The 22,924-nt window shown below is 71.3% G+C and carries 22 protein-coding genes and 1 pseudogene; 15 read left to right on the top strand and 8 right to left on the bottom strand.

The window, feature by feature from the left end; genetic code table 11:
- The first annotated feature begins 3 nt into the window (after positions 1 to 3).
- The 3 genes from JOL79_RS22010 to JOL79_RS22020 are packed head-to-tail and all read left to right on the top strand — an operon-like array spanning position 4 to position 2,513.
- Positions 4 to 1,431: an aldehyde dehydrogenase family protein gene (locus JOL79_RS22010; protein ID WP_210157769.1), complete on the top strand. Its 1,428-nt coding sequence runs from the start codon at positions 4 to 6 to the stop codon at positions 1,429 to 1,431.
- A complete protein-coding gene (locus JOL79_RS22015; protein WP_210157770.1) occupies positions 1,421 to 1,654 on the top strand; it encodes a hypothetical protein in 234 nt (77 codons plus the stop codon). Before JOL79_RS22010 ends, JOL79_RS22015 begins: the two co-directional genes overlap by 11 nt.
- Positions 1,647 to 2,513 (top strand): aldehyde dehydrogenase family protein, encoded by an 867-nt coding sequence (locus tag JOL79_RS22020; RefSeq protein WP_210157771.1) that lies wholly within the window; start codon positions 1,647 to 1,649, stop codon positions 2,511 to 2,513. Before JOL79_RS22015 ends, JOL79_RS22020 begins: the two co-directional genes overlap by 8 nt.
- A gap of 56 nt (positions 2,514 to 2,569) precedes the next feature.
- On the opposite strand, the pseudogene rho reads toward JOL79_RS22020, so the two are convergent.
- Positions 2,570 to 3,709 (bottom strand): annotated as a pseudogene (gene rho, locus JOL79_RS22025) (transcription termination factor Rho); the annotation flags it as partial.
- Positions 3,710 to 3,985: 276 nt separating this feature from the next.
- Positions 3,986 to 4,564 (bottom strand): LURP-one-related family protein, encoded by a 579-nt coding sequence (locus JOL79_RS22030; protein WP_210157773.1) that lies wholly within the window; start codon positions 4,562 to 4,564, stop codon positions 3,986 to 3,988.
- Positions 4,565 to 4,869: 305 nt separating this feature from the next.
- Between JOL79_RS22030 and JOL79_RS22035 the strand changes: the two genes are divergently transcribed.
- The 3 genes from JOL79_RS22035 (at position 4,870) to lipB (ending at position 6,951) form a co-directional block, all read left to right on the top strand.
- On the top strand, positions 4,870 to 5,913 hold the full coding sequence (locus JOL79_RS22035) for a lysylphosphatidylglycerol synthase transmembrane domain-containing protein (protein WP_210157774.1): 1,044 nt from the start codon (positions 4,870 to 4,872) through the stop codon (positions 5,911 to 5,913).
- Positions 5,914 to 6,021: 108 nt separating this feature from the next.
- Positions 6,022 to 6,216, top strand: a complete 195-nt coding sequence (locus JOL79_RS22040; RefSeq protein ID WP_210157775.1) for a PspC domain-containing protein — start codon at positions 6,022 to 6,024, stop codon at positions 6,214 to 6,216.
- A gap of 99 nt (positions 6,217 to 6,315) precedes the next feature.
- On the top strand, positions 6,316 to 6,951 hold the full coding sequence (lipB, locus tag JOL79_RS22045; RefSeq protein WP_210157776.1) for a lipoyl(octanoyl) transferase LipB: 636 nt from the start codon (positions 6,316 to 6,318) through the stop codon (positions 6,949 to 6,951).
- 42 nt (positions 6,952 to 6,993) lie between these two features.
- Here the strand turns inward: lipB and JOL79_RS22050 are convergent, their stop codons facing one another.
- Positions 6,994 to 8,541 (bottom strand): amino acid permease, encoded by a 1,548-nt coding sequence (locus JOL79_RS22050; protein WP_210157777.1) that lies wholly within the window; start codon positions 8,539 to 8,541, stop codon positions 6,994 to 6,996.
- A 237-nt stretch (positions 8,542 to 8,778) separates the two neighbouring features.
- The gene (locus JOL79_RS22055; protein ID WP_210157778.1) at positions 8,779 to 9,324 is read right to left on the bottom strand and encodes a type 1 glutamine amidotransferase domain-containing protein; all 546 of its coding nucleotides are present in this window, start codon (positions 9,322 to 9,324) and stop codon (positions 8,779 to 8,781) included.
- Positions 9,325 to 9,441: 117 nt separating this feature from the next.
- Between JOL79_RS22055 and JOL79_RS22060 the strand changes: the two genes are divergently transcribed.
- Positions 9,442 to 10,224, top strand: coding sequence for a DUF72 domain-containing protein (locus JOL79_RS22060; RefSeq protein ID WP_210157779.1), 783 nt, complete (start codon positions 9,442 to 9,444; stop codon positions 10,222 to 10,224).
- An 8-nt stretch (positions 10,225 to 10,232) separates the two neighbouring features.
- On the opposite strand, the gene JOL79_RS22065 is transcribed toward JOL79_RS22060, so the two are convergent.
- A complete protein-coding gene (locus JOL79_RS22065; RefSeq protein WP_210157780.1) occupies positions 10,233 to 10,772 on the bottom strand; it encodes a hypothetical protein in 540 nt (179 codons plus the stop codon).
- A 237-nt stretch (positions 10,773 to 11,009) separates the two neighbouring features.
- Here JOL79_RS22065 and glnII point away from each other — a divergent pair, with 237 nt between their 5' ends.
- The 5 genes from glnII to JOL79_RS22090 all read left to right on the top strand — a co-directional run bounded on the left by glnII (position 11,010) and on the right by JOL79_RS22090 (position 15,806).
- Positions 11,010 to 12,023, top strand: coding sequence for a glutamine synthetase GlnII (gene glnII, locus JOL79_RS22070; protein WP_210157781.1), 1,014 nt, complete (start codon positions 11,010 to 11,012; stop codon positions 12,021 to 12,023).
- Between the two features lie 216 nt (positions 12,024 to 12,239).
- Complete coding sequence (locus tag JOL79_RS22075) at positions 12,240 to 13,193, top strand: metal ABC transporter substrate-binding protein (RefSeq protein WP_210157782.1); 954 nt, start codon at positions 12,240 to 12,242, stop codon at positions 13,191 to 13,193.
- A gap of 119 nt (positions 13,194 to 13,312) precedes the next feature.
- Complete coding sequence (locus JOL79_RS22080) at positions 13,313 to 14,083, top strand: metal ABC transporter ATP-binding protein (RefSeq protein WP_307848664.1); 771 nt, start codon at positions 13,313 to 13,315, stop codon at positions 14,081 to 14,083.
- The gene (locus tag JOL79_RS22085; protein WP_210157784.1) at positions 14,080 to 14,964 is read left to right on the top strand and encodes a metal ABC transporter permease; all 885 of its coding nucleotides are present in this window, start codon (positions 14,080 to 14,082) and stop codon (positions 14,962 to 14,964) included. The genes JOL79_RS22080 and JOL79_RS22085 overlap by 4 nt, the downstream gene beginning before the upstream one ends.
- The gene (locus JOL79_RS22090) at positions 14,961 to 15,806 is read left to right on the top strand and encodes a metal ABC transporter permease (RefSeq protein ID WP_210157785.1); all 846 of its coding nucleotides are present in this window, start codon (positions 14,961 to 14,963) and stop codon (positions 15,804 to 15,806) included. The genes JOL79_RS22085 and JOL79_RS22090 overlap by 4 nt, the downstream gene beginning before the upstream one ends.
- Positions 15,807 to 15,831: 25 nt before the next feature.
- Here JOL79_RS22090 and JOL79_RS22095 read toward each other — a convergent pair whose 3' ends face one another.
- Together JOL79_RS22095 and JOL79_RS22100 are read right to left on the bottom strand one after the other, a co-directional pair.
- Positions 15,832 to 16,107 (bottom strand): isoamylase early set domain-containing protein, encoded by a 276-nt coding sequence (locus tag JOL79_RS22095; RefSeq protein WP_210157786.1) that lies wholly within the window; start codon positions 16,105 to 16,107, stop codon positions 15,832 to 15,834.
- Positions 16,108 to 16,268: 161 nt separating this feature from the next.
- Entirely contained in the window at positions 16,269 to 17,336 is a 1,068-nt protein-coding gene (locus tag JOL79_RS22100; protein ID WP_210157787.1) for a sulfite oxidase, read from the bottom strand.
- 127 nt (positions 17,337 to 17,463) lie between these two features.
- Between JOL79_RS22100 and JOL79_RS22105 the strand changes: the two genes are divergently transcribed.
- Positions 17,464 to 18,471, top strand: a complete 1,008-nt coding sequence (locus JOL79_RS22105) for a TIGR03557 family F420-dependent LLM class oxidoreductase (protein WP_210157788.1) — start codon at positions 17,464 to 17,466, stop codon at positions 18,469 to 18,471.
- Positions 18,472 to 18,587: 116 nt separating this feature from the next.
- Positions 18,588 to 19,295, top strand: coding sequence for a dienelactone hydrolase family protein (locus JOL79_RS22110; RefSeq protein ID WP_210157789.1), 708 nt, complete (start codon positions 18,588 to 18,590; stop codon positions 19,293 to 19,295).
- A gap of 39 nt (positions 19,296 to 19,334) precedes the next feature.
- Here JOL79_RS22110 and JOL79_RS22115 read toward each other — a convergent pair whose 3' ends face one another.
- A complete protein-coding gene (locus tag JOL79_RS22115) occupies positions 19,335 to 20,312 on the bottom strand; it encodes a sulfite exporter TauE/SafE family protein (protein ID WP_307848665.1) in 978 nt (325 codons plus the stop codon).
- A gap of 653 nt (positions 20,313 to 20,965) precedes the next feature.
- Here JOL79_RS22115 and JOL79_RS22120 point away from each other — a divergent pair.
- Positions 20,966 to 22,903, top strand: coding sequence for a DUF222 domain-containing protein (locus JOL79_RS22120; protein ID WP_210157790.1), 1,938 nt, complete (start codon positions 20,966 to 20,968; stop codon positions 22,901 to 22,903).
- Positions 22,904 to 22,924: the final 21 nt, after the last annotated feature.

The raw sequence follows: 22,924 nt of genomic DNA on the forward strand, positions 1-22,924 counted from the left end.
GGCATGTTCGAGTACGCACCCGCGCCTGAGTCGCGGGACATCGTGGACATCAGGCCCTCGTACGGCCTGTTCATCAACGGCGAGTGGGTCGAGCCGCAGGGCGAGGAGCGGCACAAGACGATCAACCCGGCGACCGAGGAGGTCCTCTCGGAGATCGCCTACGCGAGCGAGGCGGACGTCGACCGCGCCGTCGAGGCGGCCAGGAAGGCGTTCGCCACCTGGTCGGCCCTGCCGGGGTCGGAGCGCGCCAAGTACATCTTCCGGATCGCCCGGATCATCCAGGAGCGGTCGAGGGAGCTGGCCGTGCTGGAGTCGCTCGACAACGGCAAGCCGATCCGGGAGTCCCGCGACGTCGACCTGCCGCTGGTGGCGGCGCACTTCTTCTACTACGCGGGCTGGGCCGACAAGCTGTCGCACGCCGGATTCGGCGCGGACCCCCGGCCGCTCGGCGTCGCCGGTCAGGTCATCCCGTGGAACTTTCCGCTGCTCATGCTGGCCTGGAAGATCGCCCCGGCGCTCGCGTGCGGCAACACGGTCGTGCTCAAGCCGGCCGAGACGACCCCGCTGACCGCGCTGGCGTTCGCGGAGATCTGCCGCCAGGCCGACCTGCCGCCCGGTGTGGTCAACATCGTGACCGGCGCGGGCGAGACCGGCGCCGCCCTGGTGCGTCACCCGGGCGTCGACAAGGTGGCGTTCACCGGCTCGACCGAGGTCGGGCGGCTCATCGCGAAGACCGTCGCCGGATCGCGCAAGAAGCTGACGCTGGAGCTCGGCGGCAAGGCCGCCAACATCGTGTTCGAGGACGCGGCGATCGACCAGGCGGTCGAGGGCGTCGTCAACGGCATTTTCTTCAACCAGGGCCACGTGTGCTGCGCGGGCTCCCGCCTGCTGGTGCAGGAGTCGATCGCCGAGGAGATGCTCGACGCGCTCAAGCGGCGGCTGTCCACGCTCAGGCTGGGCGACCCGCTCGACAAGAACACCGACATCGGGGCGATCAACTCGGCCGCCCAGCTCGCCAAGATCCGGGAACTCTCCGAGGCGGGCGAGTCGGAGGGCGCGGAGCGCTGGTCGCCCGTGTGCCCGATCCCCGACCGGGGGTTCTGGTTCCCGCCGACCGTCTTCACCGGGGTCGCCCAGTCGCATCGGATCGCCCGCGAGGAGATCTTCGGCCCGGTGCTCTCCGTGCTGACGTTCCGCACCCCGGCCGAGGCGATCGAGAAGGCCAACAACACGCCGTACGGGCTGTCGGCCGGGGTGTGGACCGAGAAGGGCTCCCTGATGCTGTGGGCGGCGGCGCGGCTGCGCGCGGGCGTCGTCTGGTCCAACACGTTCAACCGGTTCGACCCGACCTCGCCGTTCGGCGGCTACAAGGAGTCCGGGTACGGCCGCGAGGGCGGACGCCACGGTCTGGAGGCCTACCTTGACGTGTGACGACGCCCGCAGGGGCGCGCACGGGCCGGACTGCGACCGGCGCCGTCGCCGCCGGTTGGCCCGCCGCGTCGCGGCCGGGGCCGGCGGCGGCTACTCGCGCGGCCGCCGCTCCCGCCGCTTCGCCGTCCGGCACGGCTGGTTCGCCCACCGGGGCGGCGTCTGCCGGTGCGGCCAGACCTACCAGCCGGCCCGTCCGCTCGAGATTGGAACCTTCGATGAGTGAGCGCCTCGCCGTGCGCAAGACGTACAAGCTGTTCATCGGCGGGGCGTTCCCGCGCTCGGAGAGCGGAAGGTCTTATGTGGTGACCTCGTCGAAGGGCGACTTCCTCGCCAACGTGTCGAAGGCGTCGCGCAAGGACGCCAGGGACGCGGTGACGGCCGCCCGCAAGGCGTTCCCCGGCTGGTCGGGCGCCACGGCGTACAACCGGGGGCAGATCCTCTACCGGGTCGCCGAGATGCTGGAGGGCCGGCGGGCCCAGTTCGCGGCCGAGGTGGCCGACGCCGACGGCGTCGGCGCGAAGAAGGCCGGTGAGCTGGTGGACGCGGCCGTGGACCGCCTGGTGTGGTACGCGGGATGGTCCGACAAGATCGGCGCGGTGCTGGGGGCGTCCAACCCGGTCGCCGGGCCGTACTTCAACCTGTCGAGCCCGGAGCCGACCGGTGTGGTCGCCGTCGTGGCGCCGCCGTCGGCGCCGCTGCTCGGACTGGTCAGCGTGATCGCGCCGGTCGTCGTCACGGGCAACACCTGCGTGGTCATCGCCTCCGAGCGGGCGCCGCTCCCGTCGATCACGCTGGCCGAGGTGCTGGCCACCTCCGACCTGCCGGGCGGTGTGGTGAACATCCTCACCGGTTCGGCGGCCGAGATCGCGCCGTGGCTGGCCGGGCACATGGACGTGAACGCCGTCGACCTCACGGGCGCGGCCCCCGATCTCGCCGTGACCTGCGAGGAGCTGGCCGCGGAGAATCTCAAGCGGGTGCTGCGTCCCGCGGCGAAGCCGGTGGACTGGCTGGCCGATCCGGGCGTGGAGCGGATGGCGGCGTTCCTGGAGACCAAGACCGTCTGGCACCCCATCGGCACCTGATCACACCGGTCCCGGCCTCGGTCATCCGGACCGGGGCCGGGCCGCGCACGCCGTGGTCACGCGTTCCGCAGGCCCAGGAGCAGTTCGGCGTTGGTCTTCGTGGCCTTCAACCCGGCCAGGAACGGCTCGAACGCCTCCTGGTCCTGCAGGGCCCGCCGCAGCTTCCGGACCAGGACCAACTCGGCGGGGTCGAGGAGGAGCTCCTCCCGGCGTGTGCCCGACCCGGTCACGTCGACAGCGGGGAAGACCCGCCGCTCCGCCAGGGAGCGGTTGAGCCGCAGGTCCATGTTGCCGGTGCTCTTGAACTCCTCGAAGAGGTGCTCGTCCATCCTCGATCCGGTCTCGACGAGCGCGGTGGCGAGGATCGTGAGGGAGCCGCCGCCCTCGACGTCGCGGGCCGCGCCCAGCAGGCGCTTGGGCGGGTACACGGCCCGGGAGTCGATGCCGCCGGTGAGGATGCGGCCGCCGCTCGGAGCCGCCAGGTTGTACGCCCGGCCGAGGCGGGTGATCGAGTCGACCAGCATCACCACGTCGCGGCCCTGCTCGACGAGGCGTTTGGCCCGCTCGACGGCGAGCTCGGCCAGGGTGATGTGGTCCTGAGGGGGACGGTCGAAGGCGGAGGCGATCACCTCGCCCCGTACGTGCTCCCGCATGTCGGTGACCTCCTCCGGCCGCTCGTCGACCAGGACGACCATGAGGTGGCATTCGGGGTGGTTGGTGCTGATGGCGTCGGCGACGGCCCTGAGCAGCAGTGTCTTCCCGGCCTTGGGCGGGGCGACGATCAGTCCGCGCTGGCCCTTGCCGATCGGGGCGAGCAGGTCGATGACGCGGGTGGCGAGCACGCCGGGTGAGGTCTCAAGACGCAGCCGCTCGCTGGGATGGACGGGGACGAGGTCGGCGAAGTCGGACCGGGGACGGCCGGGCTGCTCACCGTTCACGGTGGCGACGGCGGCCAGCCGGCCGCCGACGGCCGTGCCGTGGACGACGTCGCCGCGGCGCAGCCCCTGGGACGTGACCAGGGCGGCCGGCACGGTGACGTCCCCCGGGCCGGGCAGGTAGCCCGCGGTCCGGATGACGGTGTTCCTGCCGGTGACGTCGAGCAGGCCGGTGACGGTGACGGGGCTCTGCGACGGCCTCGGGGCCCGCGCGTGTCCGGCCCTGCCGTCCGCCGTCCGTGGGCGGGAACCGGCGGTTCCAATACTGGTGGTGGTCAAGACGACTCCTGAGGAGAGAAGGGTGGGGCGCGGTCGCCGGACGCGGTCAGAACGCGAAGACGCGGGACGGCCGGAGAAGCCGGTCGTACGGGGGCCGGGCGATGACGCCACGAAGTGCGCGAACGCACCTAAGTGGAGAGACCGCCGCACGTGCCCCAAATGGGGCCAGAACCGTGCGGCTCACTGCCGACTATAACAGGGCACCCCACGCGGCGATTCCCGTAGTTTTTCCGTGATTCCCGGCGAATGCCCGGTGGCTCAGCGGGCCTGGAGGGCGTCCAGGGCCACGGCGACGGCGATGACGAGACGGCGGTCGAGCCGCGGGTCGTGGATCTCGATGACGTAGCGGTCGCGCAGCCCCCAGCGACGGTCGACCGAGAAGGCGATCGACGCCCCGATGCTGAAGTCGAAGTGGTACGGCAGCCACGACAGCGAGTCGGTGAACCGGCGCAGCAGGGCCACCGGAAGGTTGCGTTCCTGGCCCGTCAGAGTGGGCAGGCCGGGCTGCTGGAGGTGCCAGGTCGAGCGGAGCAGCGACCGGGCGAAGTCCTTGCGGAACATCCCGATCGGCAGCCCGGTGTGGTCCACCACGTCGTACTCGCCGCCGAGGTCGATGACCTGGCGGGCCTTGAAGCCGGCCAGGGGCTCGCTCCCCGACTCGTCGGTGTAGATCGTGACCTGCTCCTTGAACGCCATCCGCTTCTGCTCGGCGAAGGCCATCACCGGGCCCTCCGAGCCACCGGGACCGGCCCCATGCACGACGTACCGGTTCACCATCATGGTGATCTTCTGACGCAGGAACAGTCTGGTCTGCGCCTGCAGCGCCGCGATATCCATCTGAATCTCCATAGGGCGTGTCTTGGCTCTCTATATGCCCCTGTTGGCGGAGAAGATCACCACGACGAAAGGGCAAATCACCCGGCTTTCCGGGAATGCGCGGTCCGGATGAGGGGTTCGGCACGCGTGGGGTCGGCGGTGGGCTGGTCGGAGGCCGGTGTTCCGGGTCCCGGCAACGTGGGGGCCCCGATCTTCCCGGGTCGCGGCATCGCGCCGGGCACGCCTTCGGAAGCAACATTCCGGTGAATCCGGCGGTAGCGCTCCGCCACCGCGCGGGGGAGTCGTACAGGATAGAAGGAGTGGCGATGTCTTCGCGGTTGAGGTGGGTGCCGGTGGCCGGCGCCGCCGGGCTCGCGGTCTTCGTCCTGAGAGACCGGTTGCCGGACGGGAGCGCCGTCGCACAGGCGCTGACCGGCCTGGACCTCGGATGGCTGGGCGTCGCGGCGCTCGCGCAGTGGATCTCGATGGCGATGTTCGCCCGGCTCGTGCGGCGCGTCCTCGTCGTGGGCGGGACGCGGCTGCCCCTGCCTCGGGCGGTGGCGCTCACCTACGCCCGCACCGCGCTGTCGAACTCGCTCCCGGCGGGGTCGGTCCTGTCGCTCGCCTACGTGACCCGGCAGCTCAGCCGCGCGGGGGCGGCGAAGCCGCTGATCGCGGCCACCCTCGTGCTCAGCGGAGTGTATTCGTCGGCCACCTTCGTGCTGCTCGGCCTGGTGGCCCTGCTCGCCGAGCCGGCCGCCCGGCCGTTCACCGCGGCGGTGCTGGCGCTGCTCGTGGCGCTGCCCCTCATCGTGTGGGCGGTCGCCCGGCCGCGGTTCAGGTCCGTCCGCGCCTGGCTTACGGCGCGCGTGCCGGCGGTGATGACGCAGCTGGAGGCCGCCTTCGCCGCCGTCCGTCCGGGAGGGCGCGATCGGCTGGCGCTGGTGACCCTGGCCCTGGGCAACTGGGTGCTCGACATGGCCTGCCTCGCCGCCGTCTGCGCGGCCTCGGGCGTGGAGGTCGGCGCTCCGACCGTCCTGCTCGGCTACGTCGCCGCCAAGGGCGCCGGGATGCTCGCCCTGATCCCCGGCGGGCTGGGCGCGGCCGAGCTCGGCCTGGGCGCGACGCTTGTCGCGGCCGGGGTCGCGGGCGGCGCCGCCACGGCCGTCGTGCTGCTCTACCGGCTCATCTCCTTCTGGGCGGTGCTGCTGGTCGGCTGGATCTGCTGGGTGCTGCTGCTCGACTCGGTGCGCGCGCGGCTCGCCGGCGGCGGCCGGGTGCTGCTGTCCGTGTTGCTCCGCCTGGCGGCCGCCATGGAGCCCGCCGCCGGCCTCTACGGCTTCCGCCTGAACACCTTCCGGCGCCCCTGAGCCCGGTGAGGGTTCGCCGATCAGGGTTTTCTCAGGGCCGCCTGTGGAAGCCTGATCGCAGGGCCGTTCGTTGGACGGGTCGGACTGATCGTGGAAGGGAGCCGACGGATGTACCGATCGAGACGGCACAGGATCATCGCGGGGGTCTGCGGGGGCATAGCGGACAGGTTCGGCATGCCGCCCACCATGGTGCGGCTGCTGTTCCTGCTCTCCTGCCTGCTTCCCGGGCCCCAGTTCGTGGCCTACCTGATCATGTGGATCATCGTTCCCAACGAGCCGGAGCGCTACGGTCACCCGTACTGACCGCGTGACTGACGGCGGGACCGACCGGGGGCCCGGCGCCCCCGGGCCTGCCCGCTCCGCGCCCGCGTCTATGCTCGCTGGTGGAGAGGTGACGCGACTATGGTGCAACGGCCCCTGACCCTGATCCAGGACGACCTCGTCGACTACGAGCAGGCCATGGAGCGCATGGCCGCTCTGGTCGAGGAGCGGCAGAACGACGCGCGGGCGGACACGCTCTGGCTGCTCAGCCATCCTTCCGTCTTCACCATCGGCAAGCGGACGCTCCAGTCGCACCTTCCGGCGCCGTCCGCGGGCATCCCGGTGGTGCCGACCGGGCGCGGCGGCCAGCTCACCTACCACGGGCCGGGGCAACTCGTGGGCTATCTCATCGTCAAGCTGCGCGACGGCGAGGGCGTCGTGGACTACATCCGCGAGGTCGAGCTGCGGCTGGTCGAGGCGCTGGAGAAGCTCGGCGTGGCGGCCGAGCGGCGCGACACCCCGCCGGGGTCGGAGCTGCTGACCGGGGTCTGGACCCGCGACACCGGGGGGAAGATCGTGTCGATCGGCATGCGCGCCAGCCGCGCCGTCACCAGCCACGGCTTCGCGCTCAACGTCGACGGCGACCTCACGCCGTGGGACCTCGCCGTCGCCTGCGGGATGCCGGACGTGCGGATGACGTCGGTCGCGAACGAGCTCGGCCGGGGCTCCATGGAAGAGGCCCGCCGAGCCGTCGCGGAGGCGTTCGACGCGTCCTGACGCGCCGCTCGGCCCGTCGCTCAGCCGTCGCTCAGCCGGCGCTCAGCCGACAGGCTCCGGCAGGTCGACGTCGTCGACCGTACGGCGCGGGCCGGTGAACCAGCGCTTCGCGGACAGGTGCCACCACAGGGCGATGCCGAGGAGCACCGCGCCGACGGCGATCGGAGCGTAGTTCACCGAGGTCCAGGTGAAGTCGGCGTCGCCGGGCACGCCGGACGGCGCGATGGGCAGGATGAAGTAGATCGAGATGACGGCGATCTCGATCACCGCGATCCAGCCGAGCGGCTTGTACTTGCGGCCGAGCGTCCACGGCCCGGGCTGGAAGGAGTCACCGGCCCGCAGCCGGAGCCAGATCGGGATGAGGAACGCCAGGTAGAGCCCGATCACCGCGATCGAGACCACGGCCAGGAACGCCACGGGGGTGGTGCTGCCGGGAGGCGCGTAGAGCGCGGGCAGGGTGATCAGCAGGGCCACCAGGCACCCGCCGATGATCGCGTTGACCGGCGTGCGGTTGCGGTCGACCTTCGACCACAGCCGCCAGCCGGGGACGGCGCCGTCGCGGGAGAAGGCGTATGTCATCCGGGACATCGACGTCACGCAGCTCATCCCGCAGAAGAACTGCCCGATGGTCGAGATGCCGAAGACGACGGTCGCCAGGGTGGACGACAGCGACGAGGTGAAGATCGCGCCGACGAAGCCGCCCTCCTTGTTGATCGCGTCCACGTCGGTCGCCGCGAACAGGAACGACAGCAGCAGGATCCAGCCGCCGACCGCCGAGTAGAAGATCGACTGCCACAGGCCCCGCGCGGCCGACTTCGCCGCTCCGTGCGTCTCCTCCGACACGTGGGCGCAGGCGTCGAAGCCCGTGATCGTGTACTGGGTGAGCAGGAAGCCCAGCGGCAGGACGTACAGCCAGAAGGACGGGCCGGACGAGCCACTGCCGAAGCCGGAGTTGTTGAACTGCTCGAACAGGAAGCCGACGCTCTGGTGCCGGGACGGGCCGAAGATCAGGATCAGCACCACGACCGCCGCGCCGAACACGTGCCACCAGACGGAGACGTTCTGCAGGACGGAGATCAGCCGGTGGCTGTAGATGTTGATCAACGCGTGCAGGACCAGGACGATCGCGAACAGCAGGAACGTCTGGTGCAGGCCGTTCCCGGCGGCCCAGCCGTCGCTGAACCGGCCGATCACGATGTTGAGGAACGTGGCGCAGCCGTAGTCGACCGACGCGGTCACCGCGATCAGCCCGATGAGGTTGAGCCACCCGGTGAACCAGCCGTGCACCGGCCTGCCGAGCCGGGCCGCCCACCAGTAGATGCCGCCGGCCGTCGGGTACGCCGAGACCAGCTCCGACATGCAGAAACCGATGATCAGGATGAAGGCGGAGATCAGCGGCCAGCCGATGGAGACGGCGAGCGGCCCTCCGTTGTTCCACGCCTGACTGAAGGTGGTGAAGCAGCCGGCCAGGATCGAGATGATCGAGAACGAGATGGCGAAGTTGGAGAACCCGCTCCACGTGCGGGAGAGTTCCTGCCGATAGCCGAGTTCAGCGAGTCGTCGGGCGTCGTCGTCGAGGGTTTGCGCCACGTGGCCTCCTCAAACCGGTGCGGGATGCCCGGCCGCCGTCCGTGCCGTGCCGGCGATCACCGCTCCAGCGGGATGCCGGGGCGGGATCTGGCATGCCCGGCTCCTCTGGTCTGGCTTCTGACCATTGATCACATTGTCGGAGCCGGTTGTTACGGGACGGTACCGATGCCGCAACGTGCCGCGGACGCCCGCGCGCCGGCTCCGGCGACGGCCGGTTCCCTCACCTGACGCCGGAGATCAGCCGCCGAACGCCTCCAGGGCAGCCTGGCAGAAGGCTTTCAGATCGTCCGGCATGCGGCTGCTCACCAGCGTGTTCGGCCCGGCGGTGCACACCACGACCTCCTGGTCGACCCACGTGGCCCCGGCGTTGCGCAGATCCGTCCGCACGCTCGGCCAGGAGGTGAGGGTGCGGCCCCGCACCACGTCGGCCTCCACCAGCGTCCACGGCGCGTGGCAGATCGACGCGACCGGCTTGCCCGCCTCGAAGAACGCCTTGGCGAACTCAACGGCCGCGGGCCGCGTCCGCAGGTAGTCGGGGTTGGCCACCCCGCCCGGCAGGACCAGGCCGTCGAAATCGGCGGCCGAGACCTCGTCCACGGTGGCGTCGACGGGGAAGGTGTCGGCCTTGTCGAGGTGGTTGAGCGCCTGGACCCGTCCGCCCTTGGTGGAGATCAGCTTGGGTGTCCCCCCGGCCTGCCGGACGGCCTCCCACGGCTCGGTCAGCTCGACCTGCTCGATCCCCTCGGGGGCGACGAGAAATGCGATCGTCTTGCCCTGAATCATCGTGCTCCCCTTCTCATCCGTGTGCCTACTCGTGCCGTTCGGTCGTGGGCTCGCCTGCCCGTCTCCGGATGAACTATGCGGGTTCGTATGGGGGTTCGTATGGGGTAGGGGGACCGTATGCCGTTGTTCGTGGGGACCTCGGGCTGGCAGTACGCCGACTGGCGCGACCCGGTCTACCACGGCGCGCCCCAGCGCCTGTGGCTGGAGAGCTACGGCGAGATGTTCGCCACGGTCGAGAACAACAACGCCTTCTACCGGCTGCCCAAGCGGGAGACGTTCGAGACGTGGCGGGAGCGGACCCCGGACGACTTCGTCATGGCGGTCAAGGCCAGCCGGTTCCTCACTCACATCAAGCGGCTGAAGGACCCGGAGGAGCCGGTGCGGCGGCTGATGGGCGTGGCGGAGGGCCTGGGCGGCAAGCTCGGCCCGATCCTGCTGCAACTGCCGCCCACGCTGCGGGTCGACGCCGGGCGGCTGCGGGCGTGCCTGGCGTGCTTCCCCCGGAAGGTGCGGGTGGCGGTCGAACCCCGGCACGACTCGTGGTGGACGGACGAGATCCGCGAACTGCTGGCCGAGTTCGGCGCGGCGCTGTGCTGGGCGGACCGGCTCGGCCGGCCGGCGACCCCCCTCTGGCGTACGGCCGACTGGGCCTACCTCCGCTGCCACGAGGGCGTGGCGCGTCCCTGGCCGAGCTACGGCAGGCAGGCCCTGGCCGGATGGGTGCACCGGCTCGGCGGGACCGGCGACGCGTACGTGTACTTCAACAACGACCCGGGCGCCGCGGCCGTGCGGAACGCGGTCACCTTCGCCGAGCTGGCCCGCGCGGCCGGACGCGAGGTGAGCCGGGTGCGCTCACCCGACAGCCTGGTCGCCGCGGCCGAGGGGCACGGCCGCGGCTGAGACCCGGGTCAGGCACGCCGGCCGGGGTCGTTCCGCCGGGTGCCGCCCGCCACGAGCCGGTCGAGGTGGCCGCCCGTCTGCTGCGCCGGGACGGAGACCCGGCCGCGGTCCTCGGCACCGTCCTTGGCGCCGTCCTCGGTTCGGTCGTCCACTCCGTCGCGGTCCCGGTCGACGACGGGCGTGGGCACGGGCGCGGGGGCCGTCGGTGCTGCCGGGGCTGTGGGGGCTGCCGCCCGGTCGTCGCTCAGCCGGCGCTCCAGGTCGCGCTTCTCGGCTTCGAGACGCGCCACGCGCTCGCGCTCGGCGGTCCGGGTCTCGCGGAGCCTGCGACGCCTGACGGAGGCGCGGCGCATGCCGCCGGTGATGAGCAGCAGCCCGGCGACGAACACGGCGGCCGTCACCGCACCGGCGATGAACAGCTCGAACGCGCTGAGGTTGATCGTCCGGTCGAACACGGTGACCGGCATCGAGGTGGCGGTGTCGGTCCAGGAGATTTCGACCAGGGCCGCCGCCGCGACCAGTACGAGAAGAAGGCCCAGTATGACCATTTGACCTCACTCCCAGAGGAGTCCGTTTCGTGGGTGACATCGCCACTGCCCACGAGAGCGGGGATCATGTGCGCGGAGAGGGCCCACCCGGAGGCGTCCCGAGCGGGGGCCGGGGATTCGACGGCAAAAAGTAGCTTCGTAACACCACGTTCACAAATGGGCAAAGGTCGCGAAATGTAAAACCACCACCCTCAAGCCTCGCGGACGAATGCACACAGGCTGCCCGGAGGGGACGACGTGACATATAAGGCTGAGTACATCTGGATCGACGGCACTGAGCCGACCGCGAAGCTCCGGTCCAAGACCAAGGTCCTGGCCGACGGCGCCGAGCCGCCGATCTGGGGCTTCGACGGGTCCAGCACCAACCAGGCCACCGGTGACGCGTCGGACTGCGTGCTCAAGCCGGCCTTCATCTGCCCCGACCCCATCAGGGGCGGCGCCGACGTGCTGGTCCTGTGTGAGGTCCTCCTCACCGACATGACTCCGCACCCGACGAACACCCGGGCGATGCTCACCCCCCTGGCCGAGCAGTACGCCGAGCAGGACTCCTGGTTCGGCATCGAGCAGGAGTACACCCTCTTCAAGGACGGCCGCCCGTACGGCTTCCCGGTCGGCGGTTTCCCCGGGCCCCAGGGCCCGTACTACTGCGGCATCGGCGCCGACGAGGTGGTGGGCCGCGACATCGTCGAGAAGCACCTCGACGCCTGCATCGCGGCCGGCCTGAAGATCTCCGGCATCAACGCCGAGGTCATGCCGGGCCAGTGGGAGTTCCAGATCGGCCCCGCCGGGCCGGTCGAGGTGGCCGACCACCTCTGGATCGCCCGCTACCTCCTCTACCGGATCGCCGAGGACTTCGGCGTGGCCGCGACGCTCGACCCCAAGCCCGCCAAGGGTGACTGGAACGGCGCCGGCGCCCACACCAACTTCTCCACCAAGGCCATGCGCGAGGGTTACGACCCCATCATCACGGCCTGTGAGGCGCTCTCCGAGCGTGCGATGGAGCACATCAAGGGCTACGGCTACGGCATCGAGCAGCGCCTGACCGGTCACCACGAGACCGCGCCGTGGAGCGAGTTCAGCTACGGCGTGTCCAACCGCGGCGCCTCCGTGCGCATCCCGTGGCAGGTCGCCCTGGAGAAGAAGGGCTACATCGAGGACCGCCGTCCCAACGCCAACATCGACCCGTACGTGGTCACCCGCCTGATCGTGGGCACCGTCTGCTCCGCACTGGAGAAGGCCGGCCAGGTCTGAGACCGAGCCTGAGACCGAGGCCGGGAACAGGGCCTCGGCCCCGGAGCCGGATCGATCCGATCGCGCGGCCCCCGCCATCGACGGCGGGGGCCGTTCGCGTATCCGGGCACAGTATCCGCAGCAGGCCAAAACGAACTTGACAATCATTTTCATTCTTGGGACGATCTGGAAGGATCGCGTTTCACATCACGTATGTCGACTTCCCGAGGATCTCCCGTGCTCTCCCCTCATGTCCGTTCCCTCGCGGCGGCCACGCTCGTCGTCCTCTTCGCCGGAGCCTGCGGCTCGGCCGGCTCCGGCCAATCCGGATCGGCGGCGTCCGGCGACCGGCTCAAGGTCGTGGCGACCACCACGCAAATCGCCGATTTCGTCCGCAACGTCGGCGGTGACGAGGTCGAGGTCCACCAGATCCTCAAGCCGAACGTCGATCCGCACGACTATGAGCCGTCCCCGCTCGACATCCAGTCGATCGCCGAGGCGGACGTCGTGGTGAAAAACGGCGTCGGCCTGGAGAAGTGGCTCGACCCGGTGATCGAGTCCGCCGGGTTCGAGGGCCCGATCGTCGACGCGAGCCGGGGCGTGCCGATCCGCGAGGGCAACGGCACGGAGGAGGAGGCGGAGGGCGATCCCCACATCTGGCACAACCCGCAGAACGTGAAGATCATGGCCGCGTCCATCGAGAAGGCGCTCGCCGCGAAGGACCCGGCCGACGCGGGCGCCTACCAGGCCAACCTCGCCGCGTACGACGCGAAGCTCGACTCCCTGGACGCGGACATCGCCCGGCGGATCGACTCCATCCCCCCTGACCGGCGCAAACTCGTCACCAACCACGACGCGTTCGGTTACTACATCGAGCGGTACAAACTGACGTTCGTCGGGTCGATCATCCCGAGCTTCGACACTTCGGCCGAGCTGTCCGCCAAGCAGATCTCCGACCTGGTGGCGAAGATCAAGGCGAGCGGCGTGTCCGCCGTCTTCTCGGAGTCGTCGCTGCCGCCCAAGACGGCCGAAGCCATCGGCCGCGAGGCCGGCGTCAAGGTCGTGGCGGGCGAGGACTCGTTGTACGGTGACACGCTCGGCCCGGAAGGGTCGGCCGGTGCCACCTACCTCCAGATGGAAGAGCACAATACGGACATGATTGTCAACGCTCTCACGGGCTCGCCGACATGACAGGGCCCACGGAGAACGGCGCCGCCGTCGCCGGCGCGGCCGTGGGTGCTGCTGCCGGTGCTGCTGTCGGCGCGGCCGACGGTCCTGCAGCGGGTACTGCCGCGGGTACTGTCGCCGACGTGGCGGGTCCCCCGGGCCGTACCGCCGCGCTGGTCCTCGACCGGGCGAGCGTCGCGTACGGCGACGTGCCCGTGCTGGAGGAACTGCACGGCACGGTCTACGAGGGTGAGGCGGTCGCCCTGATCGGGCCGAACGGCGCGGGCAAGTCCACCCTGATCAAGGCGCTTCTCGGCCTGGTCCCGGTCGTACGGGGCCGGATCGAGGTGCTCGGCACCTCCCCGGATCGGGCCAGGCGCGACGTGGCGTACGTGCCGCAGGCCGACACCCTCGACCCTGACTTCCCCATCTCGGTCGAGCAGGTCGTGATGATGGGCCGCTACCGGAAGATCGGCTGGCTGCGCCGCCCGTCCGCGGCCGACCGGGAGCACGCGGCCGCCGCGCTGGAGCAGGTGGGGCTCGCGGAGCGGGCCAGGCACCGGTTCGGCACGCTGTCGGGCGGTCAGCGGCAGCGGGTGCTGCTGGCCAGGGCCATCGCCGCCCAGCCCCGGCTGCTGCTGCTCGACGAGCCGTTCAACGGCGTGGACGCGGTCAGCCAGCACACGATCCTGGAGGCGATGGACGCGCTCAAGGGCCGGGGCACGTCCGTGGTCGTCAGCACGCACGACCTCGCCATCGCCCACCTCGCCTGCGACGAGGTGTGCCTGCTCAACCGGCACCAGTTCGGCTTCGGCCCGACCGACGCCACGCTCACCCCCGAGCGGCTGCGCGCGACGTACGGCGGCCACGCGCTCGAACTGCGCGGCGACCGGGTGATCGTGACCCAGACATGATCCTGTTCGAGCCGTTCCACCTGCCGTTCATGGCCCGCGCCCTGGCCGAGCTGGTCATCCTCGGCGCGCTCGCCGGCACGGTCGGCGTGCTGGTCCTGCTGCGCCGCCTCGCGTTCGTCAGCGACGCGCTGACGCACACCGTGTTCCCGGGCGTCGTGATCGGCTACCTCATGGCCGGGGAGGGCGGCGTCTTCTGGGGCGCGCTCGCCGCCGGCGTCGTCACGGCCGTGCTGCTCACCCTCCTCACGCACCGTCGCAGGGTGAGCGAGGACGCCGCGCTGGCCATGCTGCTGACCACGCTGTTCGCGGTCGGGGTGGTGCTCGTGTCGCGGCAGACCGGCTACACCGCGGACCTGACCGCGTTCCTGTTCGGCCGGGTGCTCACGGTGACGCAGGAGCAGCTCGCGCAGACGGGCGTCGTGACGATCCTGATCGTGGTGCTGCTGGCGGTGCTGCGCCGGCCGCTGACGCTGCGCGCCTTCGACCCCGAGGGAGCCCGCGCGGCGGGGATCCGGGTGGGCCTGCTCGACCTGGTGTCGAACATCGCCGTGGCCCTCGTCGTCGTCGCGGCCGTGCGCGCCGTCGGGACGATCCTCGTGATCGCCCTGCTGATCGTTCCCGCCGCCGCGGCCCGCGTGCTGTCCGACCGGATCGCGGTCATCGTGCCGCTCGCCTGCGTCATGGGCGCGGCGGCCGGCTGGCTCGGCCTCGCCGCGAGCTACGAGGCGTCCGTCGGCCACGGGCTGCGGCTCGCCTCAGGCGGCGCCGTCGTGCTGATCCTCGTGGCGATGTACGGCCTGGCTTGGGCGGCTGGAGTGGCGCGGCGGCGGGTCCGGCTGGACCGGGCCTCGGGCGCCGCGGGACTGGAGGCACTGCGGTGAACTGGTTCGACTCCACCGTCCACCGGGCCATGATCGAGGCCGCGACGGTGGGCGCGCTCGGGGGCGTGGTGGGCGTCCTCGTGGTGGCGCGGCGGCTGCCGTTCTTCACGATGGCCCTCACCCACGCGACCTTCCCCGGCATCGTCATCGCCGCCCTGCTGGGAGTCGATCTCTATCTCGGCGGCGGACTGTTCGGGCTGCTCGTCGTCCTCGCCGTCGTCGCGCTCAGCCGCGGCCGCGGGCAGGACTTCACCGCCGCGACCGGTATCGCCCTGTCCGGGGGCTTCGCGCTCGGCGTCGTGCTCGTGTCGGCCCAGGACGGCTTCTCCAAGGACCTCACCGCGTACACGGTCGGCGACATCCTCGCGGTCAGTACGGGCGACCTGGCCGCCACCGGGGTGGTGGCCGTCGGGGTGGTGCTCGTACTGATCCTGCTGGGCAAGGAGCTCCTGCTGGCCGCCTTCGACCCCACCGGGGCGTCGGCGCTGGGGCTGCCGACCGCCGTCCTCGACTTCGTGCTGCTGGCGCTCATCGAGGTGACCGTGGTCGCGGTCGTGCCCGCGCTCGGCGCCGTTCTCGCCGTGGCCCTGCTCGTGGGGCCCGCGGCGACGGCGCGGCTGCTCAGCGACCGGCTCGCCATGCTCTTCCCGCTCGCCGCGGCCATCGGGGTCGGCTGCGGCGTGGCCGGGGTGTGGGTGTCGACCCTGTGGAACGTGGCGGCCGGGGCGTCCATCGCCCTGCTCGTGGGACTGGCGTTCGGCCTGGCCTTCCTCGGCTCGGCGGCGCGCACCCGAGCGGGCCGCGCCGCCGCGCGCAGGCTCGCGACCGCGACGGGATCGTGAGCACCCCGCCCGCGCCGTCTCTCGGCTACAGGTGCAGGACGCTGCCGTGATCGTCGATGTGGTCGGCGCTCTCGTCGTCGAACCACACGCCGCCGGTGGCCAGGTAGCGGAAGCGGTGCGCGCCCGGCGGGAGGATCACCGACACGGTACGGGTGCCGTTCCGGCGCGGCCTGAGCTCGTGGTGGCCCGGCCGCCATTCGTTGAAGTCGCCTACGACGCTGACGACGCCGTCGGGGTGTTCCGCCGGCAGGGTAAAGGTGATTCGAGTCTTTTGTCCGAAAAGTCGGTTGCGCTTGAGCATGGATCCTCCCCAGTGGCCGGGTTGGTCCATAGGGTGGCGTGTCCCGCACGCCCGGCGAAATACGACACGCTGCGCGTAACACAAGATTCACCGACTTTTGCCAGTTCCCGAGCCGGGCGCCGGTGAGGCCGCGTCAGACCGTCGGCGGCAGAACACCGGCCTCAGAAAACCGTGACGGGGTGGACGAGCACCGAGTTGTGGCAGTAGCCCAGCGCGTTCCAGGGGGTGGCGGCGGGCTGGGCGCGGCCCCGGTCGTCCGTGGCGCGGACCTCGATCGTGTGATCTCCCGGCTCGGGGCTCCACCGGAAGTGCCACCGCGCCCACAGCCCGGGGCCGCCCGGAGTGTCCAGCACGGCCGGCCGCCAGGGGCCGCCGTCCACGCGGTGGTCCACCGATCGGACGCGGTCCTCCCCGGCGTACGCCGTACCTCGGACGATCCTCGGCCCGGCCGGCAGGCGGGCCGCCCAGGGCAGTTCGACCAGGCTGGCCACCGGCGTGCCGGTAATCGGCGCCGTCCCGGCCGCGGTGATCAGCACATAGTCCTCGGTGGTCCACGGCGCCCGCAGCGGCCGTTCGGAGACGACGATCCGGCCGACCCACTTCACGCTCGCCGCGCCGAGCCACCCGGAGACCACCACACGGGCCGGGAAACCGTGGTCGGGCGGCAGGATCTCGCCGTTCATCCCGAGGGCCAGCAGGGTGTCGTCGGCGAGGGCCTTGGCGAGGGGGAGCGGGCGGCGTCCCCGCGCCGCGTCGAGCCCCTCCGGCATCACGTCACACGCCGCCGGCGTGATCCCCGCGGTGTCGAGCAGGTCGCGCAGGCGGACCCCGGTCCACTCGGCCGTGCCGATGGCGCCCCGGCCCCAGTAGACGCCCGTGAAGGGCCGGCCGAGCTCCTCCGCGAACAGGCGGCGCCGGTTGCCCGCGCACTCGATGGTCCGTACGACGGAGACGAGGGGGAAACACCGCCACAGCTCGTCGTAGGTGTAGGTCACCGGCCGCCGCACGCCGTCGCCCTCGATGCGCAGGGCCCAGGTCACCGCGTCGACACGCGGCGTCGAAGCGTGGTTGCGGACGAAGAAACGGTCGACGGGCGTGATGTCGCCGATCATCCGGTCGGGCCGGATGCCGTAGTCGAGACCGGTGCCCGGATCCTCCATGAGCTCGGCCGGGATGGGCTTGACGATCGCGGGAGGCGTTCTGACGGGGGCGCGTGAGTCGTCCGGCATCGGCATCCCTCCAGCGGTGACGGCGCGGCGGCGCCTCACTTCCACGGTAGATGTGCAGCTCAGCCGGGCCGGTCGCCCGGTCCGGAATCGGTGGAGAGTTCCGGGTCGCGCTGGGTAGGGGCGCGGTATGGCTGAGATCGGATACACCATGATGAGCGAGCAGACACCCGCGAGGCAGCTGGTGGAGGACGCGGTCACGGCGGAGCGGATCGGCTTCGACTACGCCGTCATCTCCGATCACTACTTCCCCTGGCTCGAGGAGATGGGCCACTCGCCGTACGCCTGGTCGGTCCTCGGTGCGGTGGCGCAGGCGACCGAGCGGCTCCCGCTGATGACCTACGTCACCTGCCCGATCATGCGCTACCACCCGGCCGTGGTGGCCCAGAAGGCCGCCACGATGGGGGTCCTCAGCGAGGGCCGCTTCACGCTCGGCGTCGGCGCGGGCGAGAACCTGAACGAGCACGTCGTCGGGCACGGATGGCCGCCGGTGAACACCCGGCACGAGATGTTCCGGGAAGCCATCGAGATCATCAAGGAGCTTTTCCGGGGCGGATACCAGGACTACCGCGGCACGCACTTCTCCATCGACTCCGCCCGGCTGTACGACCTCCCGGAGCGGCCCGTCCCGGTCGCGGTCGCGGCCTCCGGCGCCCAGTCGGCCGAGATCGCCGCGGAGCTGGGCGACGCCCTGGTGGCGACCGAGCCGGACGGCTCCGTGGTGGAGCGGTTCCACGGTTCCGGCGGGTCAGGCGGGTCCGGCGGGTCAGGCGGGTCTGGGTCCGGCGGTGGGGGCAGACCCGTGTACGGCCAGCTGCCCATCTGCTACGACCAGGATCGCGACGCGGCGGTCGAGCGGGCGCACCGGCTGTGGAGATGGTCGCTGCCCGGCTGGAAGGTGATGTCGGAGCTGCCCGGCCCGGTGGCGTTCGAGGCGAGCACCGAGACCGTCCGCCCGGAGGACGTCGCGGCGAAGGTGCCGTGCGGCTCCGACGCGGACGCCGTGGCCGAGGCGGTGGCGCGGTACACCGACGCGGGCTTCACCCATGTGGCGCTCGTGCAGATCGGAGCCGGGCACCAGCGCGAGTTCTTCGAGTGGTCGGAGAAGGAACTGCTGCCCGCCCTGCGCGGACTGTAGGGCGCGGGCTGTAGGGCGCGCCTGTTGCGCTCGTACGAACCGTCGAAACACTGTCCGGCGGGAACGGCGTGGTGGGAAGATCCTTTTCTGTGCTGGTATGACCGGGAGAGGACCTCATGACCGAACGTACGCATTCCGTCAACGTCCCCGATGGGGAATTCGACCTGCACCTGTGGCTGCCGGAGCGCGGGTACGGCCCGGGGCTCGTGGTCATCCAGGAGATCTTCGGCGTGGGCGAGTACATCCGGACGGTCTCGCGCGATCTGGCGGCTCTCGGCTACGTCGTCGGGGCCCCTGACCTCTTCTGGAGATCGGGCCGCAACTGGACGGCCGGCCGGGGCGACGAGGGGCTGGCGCAGGGGCTGGAGAGGGGCGCGCGATTCGACGTCGAGCGGGGCGTGGCCGACTGTCTCGCCGCGCTGGAGGCGCTTGGCGCGCTGCCCGAGGTGCGCGGCGGGACCGGCGTGGTCGGCTTCTGCCTGGGCGGCTCGCTCGCGTACCTCATGGCGGCCCGCACGGACCTCGGCGCGGTCGTCTCCTTCTACGGCTCGGCCGTTCCCGAGACGCTCGATCTCGTGGAGCGCGTCCACAGCCCGATCCAGTTCCACTTCGGCGGGCAGGACTCGTTCATCACGCGGGACAAGGTGGCCGCGGTGGAGGAGGCGGTCGCGGGGCGGCCCGGAATGGAAATTCACGTGCAGGAGACCGCCGGGCACGCGTTCCACAACTTCACCTCGGCCCGGTTTCACGACCCCGAGGCCGCGCCGGTGGCCTGGGCGCTCACGACCGGCTTCCTGGCCAGGCACCTGCCCGCCGGAGACTGAGGCCGCCTCATGCCGCTCGGGCGCCCTGGCCTCAGGTGATCACTTGATCCGCTGCAGGGCGGGCCGCCCGTCTTCGCCGTGCCGCAACCAGCCGAACGCGGGGAGGCCGTACCGGACGCGAAGGACGGTCCAGAAGGCGGGCGCGGCGATCAGGATGCCGAGGAGCGCCCATACGGTCGGGGCCGTTCCGACGCCGAACATCTTGAGCGCCGAGGCGAGCAGGACGAAGGCCAGCGCCCGCCGGATCAGCCCGCCGGGGGCGCGGGAAGAGATCCGGGAACCGATGTAGACGCCGGGAATCGACCCAACCAGGAGCGCGGCGGTGATCGGCAGCTGGAAGTCGCCGAACATCACGTGTCCCAGGGCGGCCGAAAGGACGAGCGGCACGGCCTGGACCAGGTCGGTCCCCACGAGCTGGTTGGCCCTGAGGGTGGGATAGAGCGCCAGCAGGGCAACGATGATCAACGAGCCCGAGCCCACCGAGGTCATGCCGACCACCAGTCCGCCGACCGCCCCGACCATCGCGGTGGGCAGTGGGCGTACGGCGACGTCCGGAAGCTCGGTCGCGGCCGGCGCGCCGGGCTCCGCGGTGCGCCGCCCGGTCGCGGCGGTGCGCCCCTCGGCCCGATCGCGCAGGGCGAGGATTCCGCGTACGCCGAGCCCGGTCGCGGCGATCAGGAGGGCGACGCCGAGGCCCTTCTGGATGATGTCCTGGACGCCGTCACCGTGACCGAGCGCCCGGGCGATGAGCACTCCGCCGAACGCTGCGGGGATCGAGCCCGCGCACAGCCAGCCCACCAGCTTGAGGTTCACCGTTCCGCGCCGGAGGTGGACGAAGCTTCCCACCGGCTTCATGATGGCCGCCGCGACGAGGTCGCTCGACACCGCGGCGAGGGGAGGAACGCCGAAGAACGTGACGAGCATGGGCGTCATCAGGGCGCCCCCGCCCATCCCCGTCAGCCCGACGACGATGGCGACCAGGAACGAGCCGATCGCCATGGTGAAGTCGAATTGCACTCGTTTACCCTACCTTGCCGATCGGAATTATGGATACCCCCGATCGGGATGGTCATTCGCGGCGGGCCCGCCGATTCTGTCGGTCGCGGCCTGTGGCGTGTCGAACGCGCGTACGCATTGATGGTGGGGGATGGGGCCGGTTGTGTCGCCGCCGGTATCGCCGCCGGTATCGCCGTCGATGTCACCGTCGGTGGCGGTGCCCCGCGTCCCGGCTCGTGGTGCCGGCTTTGCCGTGCGGGGCAGACGTTTCCTCAGTTTTTCGAACAGGCTTGCGGTTTGCTGGTGACGTTTTGTAGTGTTGGTGTTACGCAAATGGACTGATGGTAGGGGGAGGTGTCTCGGTGCCGGCGTTTCACGATCCTGTTCGGGACAGCTCCGACCCGGTCCGGCCGGAGGGCGCCGACCCTGGTGCCGTTCCTCCGGGTCCCACCGAAGGCGTTACGGCGCGGTCGTCGCGGTCGGCGGCGTCTGTGCCGCCGGTCCTTGCGGGCACGTGCCTGGACCCACAGGGGGACTCTCGGGTCGTTCCGCTGGGGCGGCCAACCGATGAGAGATCCGCTGACGGGCGCGGTCAGGCATCCGCCCCGTCCGGCTCGGGCGACTCGGGTGTCGGGGAGTCGAGGGGGACGGGGGAGCCCGGTGCGGGCGGTCCTGTGGCCGGTCTTGTGGCAGGTGCCGAGGGCGGCGATGCCGCGGGGCTGGGGCTGGGGCTGGGGCTGTCGGAGGCGGAGCTGCTGGAGCTCGCGGCCCGGTGGGCGGCGGCGGAGCTGCCGGACAGTTCGGCGGTGTGCCTGCAGCGGGCTGAGACGCTGATTCAGGCGGTGGATCTGCTGAATTCGGCGATGGTGGCGATGCTGCACCGGGTGAACGTCACCGGTGGGGCAAAGGCATATGGACATGCCTCCACCGCTTCGTGGCTCCGCTCAGACAGACCGAGCACCCCCGATCCGAACACCCTCGCACCAGACGCCGCAGAGACCGGCGCTGAGGTACCGGGCGCGCCCGTGGTGCCGGTGGTGGTGCGGCGTGGTCCGGGGATGACGGGTGCGCAGGCGTCGCGGTGGTTGCGGATCTCCGGTGAGGTGGCCCGCCTTCCCCTGGTGAAGGCCCGCTACCGGGATGGTTCCCTGTCCGGTGGAGCGGTGGATGCGATCACCACCGTGACGGCGAAGCTGACCGACGCGCAGGCGGCGGAGGCCGAGCCGATCCTGCTGCAGTTGTCCGACAGCGCGTCCTGCGCGGAGGTGGCCAAGGCCGGCCGCTACATCCGGGAGATCCTCGACCCCGGCGCGCTGGTTGAGGAGTGTGAGGACGACTACGCGTCCCGGTTCCTGCTGGTCCGCCCGTCCAGCACCGGTGGCGTGGAGGGGGAGTTCCGCCTGCCCAGAGAGGCCGCGGCGCGGCTGCGCGCGTTTTTGACTTCCTATGCCCGCCCGAAGGACAAGGACGACGACCGGCCGCTACGTGTCCGCCAGGCCGACGCCTTCTCGGCCCTGCTGAGCGAGAAGGTCTCCACGGAACTCGTCGTCATGGTCCGCGCCGAGTCCCTGCCCGACGACATCCTCGCCCCCACCGGCGCACCGAAGGCCCCGCCGGCCGGAGCGCAGGACGCCACCCCGACCGGCACCGACTCCGACACGACGATCGGCACAACCGATCCCACGACTCAGAACACGTCGCCGGGCGCCAGCCGGGCGACGGGCGCACGCAGCACCGCGGGTGCGGCGGGTGCGGCGGGTGCGCGCGGCGATGATGAGGCACCTCCTGCGGCCGGCGCCGACCGAGACGGTCCAAACGACGAGGCGGTTCCTCCCAGGGATGGTCCACCCGAGTCCGCTTCACCCGAGTCCGCTCCACCTGAGGCCGCTCCACCTGAGTCCGCTCCCGAGCAGGCGGGTCCTGGCGACTCCCGTCCCGACCATGCCGTGGAGCCCGACCATGCCGCAGAGCCCGACCATGGTGCGGGTTCTGACGATGCCGCGTGGCCTGCCGACGGCACGGGGAGCGGCGGTTGGGGTGGTGGCATGCCCGCTGCCGCTGCCGCTGCCGCTGCCGCTGCCGCTGCCGTAGGCGCTGCCGCGGGCGCAGACGCGGAGTCGCGGGCGGGTGGGCGGACGGAGGCACAGGCGGCCGGAGCGCGGGCTGACGCGTGCCGGACGTGTGGGCATGCCCCGGACCGGCTCGCTCCCGGCCTGCTGGTCGCCACCGGGCACCTGCTGCCCGTCAGCGACGTCCACCGCCTGGCCCGCACCTCACGCCTGACCCGGATGGTGATGGACGCCAAGGGCCAGGTCCTGGACATGGGCCGCTCGGTGCGGCTGGCCACCCCCGCCCAGCGCAAAGCCCTGCTGGCGCAGTACGCCACCTGCTACTGCCAGGGCTGCCCGATCCCCGCCACCATGGCCGAAGTCGACCACGTCAACGGCTGGATCGACGACGGCGTCACCAACCTCGACCTGCTCGCCCCCGCCTGCACCTTCCACAACCGCGACAAATTCGCCCACCCCGACCGCTACACCGCCCACCGCAACCCAAACGGCACCTGGACCCTCCTCTACCACCCACGAAGCCGACTCCGAGATCGACGGTGATACCGACGGATACCGACGGAT

The sequence above is a fragment of the Microbispora oryzae genome (assembly GCF_017896165.1).
Taxonomy (GTDB): Bacteria; Actinomycetota; Actinomycetes; order Streptosporangiales; family Streptosporangiaceae; genus Microbispora; species Microbispora oryzae.

What these genes read in the sequence shown, in the direction of transcription:
- JOL79_RS22035 (WP_210157774.1), top strand. Translation starts at nt 4,870, where the DNA reads ATGTCTTCGCGGTTGAGGTGGGTGCCGGTGGCCGGCGCCGCCGGGCTC.
- JOL79_RS22105 (WP_210157788.1), top strand. Translation starts at nt 17,464, where the DNA reads ATGGCTGAGATCGGATACACCATGATGAGCGAGCAGACACCCGCGAGG.
- JOL79_RS22030 (WP_210157773.1), bottom strand. Translation starts at nt 4,564, where the DNA reads ATGGATATCGCGGCGCTGCAGGCGCAGACCAGACTGTTCCTGCGTCAG.
- JOL79_RS22065 (WP_210157780.1), bottom strand. Translation starts at nt 10,772, where the DNA reads ATGGTCATACTGGGCCTTCTTCTCGTACTGGTCGCGGCGGCGGCCCTG.
- JOL79_RS22085 (WP_210157784.1), top strand. Translation starts at nt 14,080, where the DNA reads ATGATCCTGTTCGAGCCGTTCCACCTGCCGTTCATGGCCCGCGCCCTG.
- JOL79_RS22110 (WP_210157789.1), top strand. Translation starts at nt 18,588, where the DNA reads ATGACCGAACGTACGCATTCCGTCAACGTCCCCGATGGGGAATTCGAC.
- JOL79_RS22010 (WP_210157769.1), top strand. Translation starts at nt 4, where the DNA reads ATGTTCGAGTACGCACCCGCGCCTGAGTCGCGGGACATCGTGGACATC.
- JOL79_RS22055 (WP_210157778.1), bottom strand. Translation starts at nt 9,324, where the DNA reads ATGATTCAGGGCAAGACGATCGCATTTCTCGTCGCCCCCGAGGGGATC.
- JOL79_RS22100 (WP_210157787.1), bottom strand. Translation starts at nt 17,336, where the DNA reads ATGCCGGACGACTCACGCGCCCCCGTCAGAACGCCTCCCGCGATCGTC.
- JOL79_RS22040 (WP_210157775.1), top strand. Translation starts at nt 6,022, where the DNA reads ATGTACCGATCGAGACGGCACAGGATCATCGCGGGGGTCTGCGGGGGC.
- lipB (WP_210157776.1), top strand. Translation starts at nt 6,316, where the DNA reads ATGGTGCAACGGCCCCTGACCCTGATCCAGGACGACCTCGTCGACTAC.
- JOL79_RS22095 (WP_210157786.1), bottom strand. Translation starts at nt 16,107, where the DNA reads ATGCTCAAGCGCAACCGACTTTTCGGACAAAAGACTCGAATCACCTTT.
- JOL79_RS22060 (WP_210157779.1), top strand. Translation starts at nt 9,442, where the DNA reads ATGCCGTTGTTCGTGGGGACCTCGGGCTGGCAGTACGCCGACTGGCGC.
- JOL79_RS22020 (WP_210157771.1), top strand. Translation starts at nt 1,647, where the DNA reads ATGAGTGAGCGCCTCGCCGTGCGCAAGACGTACAAGCTGTTCATCGGC.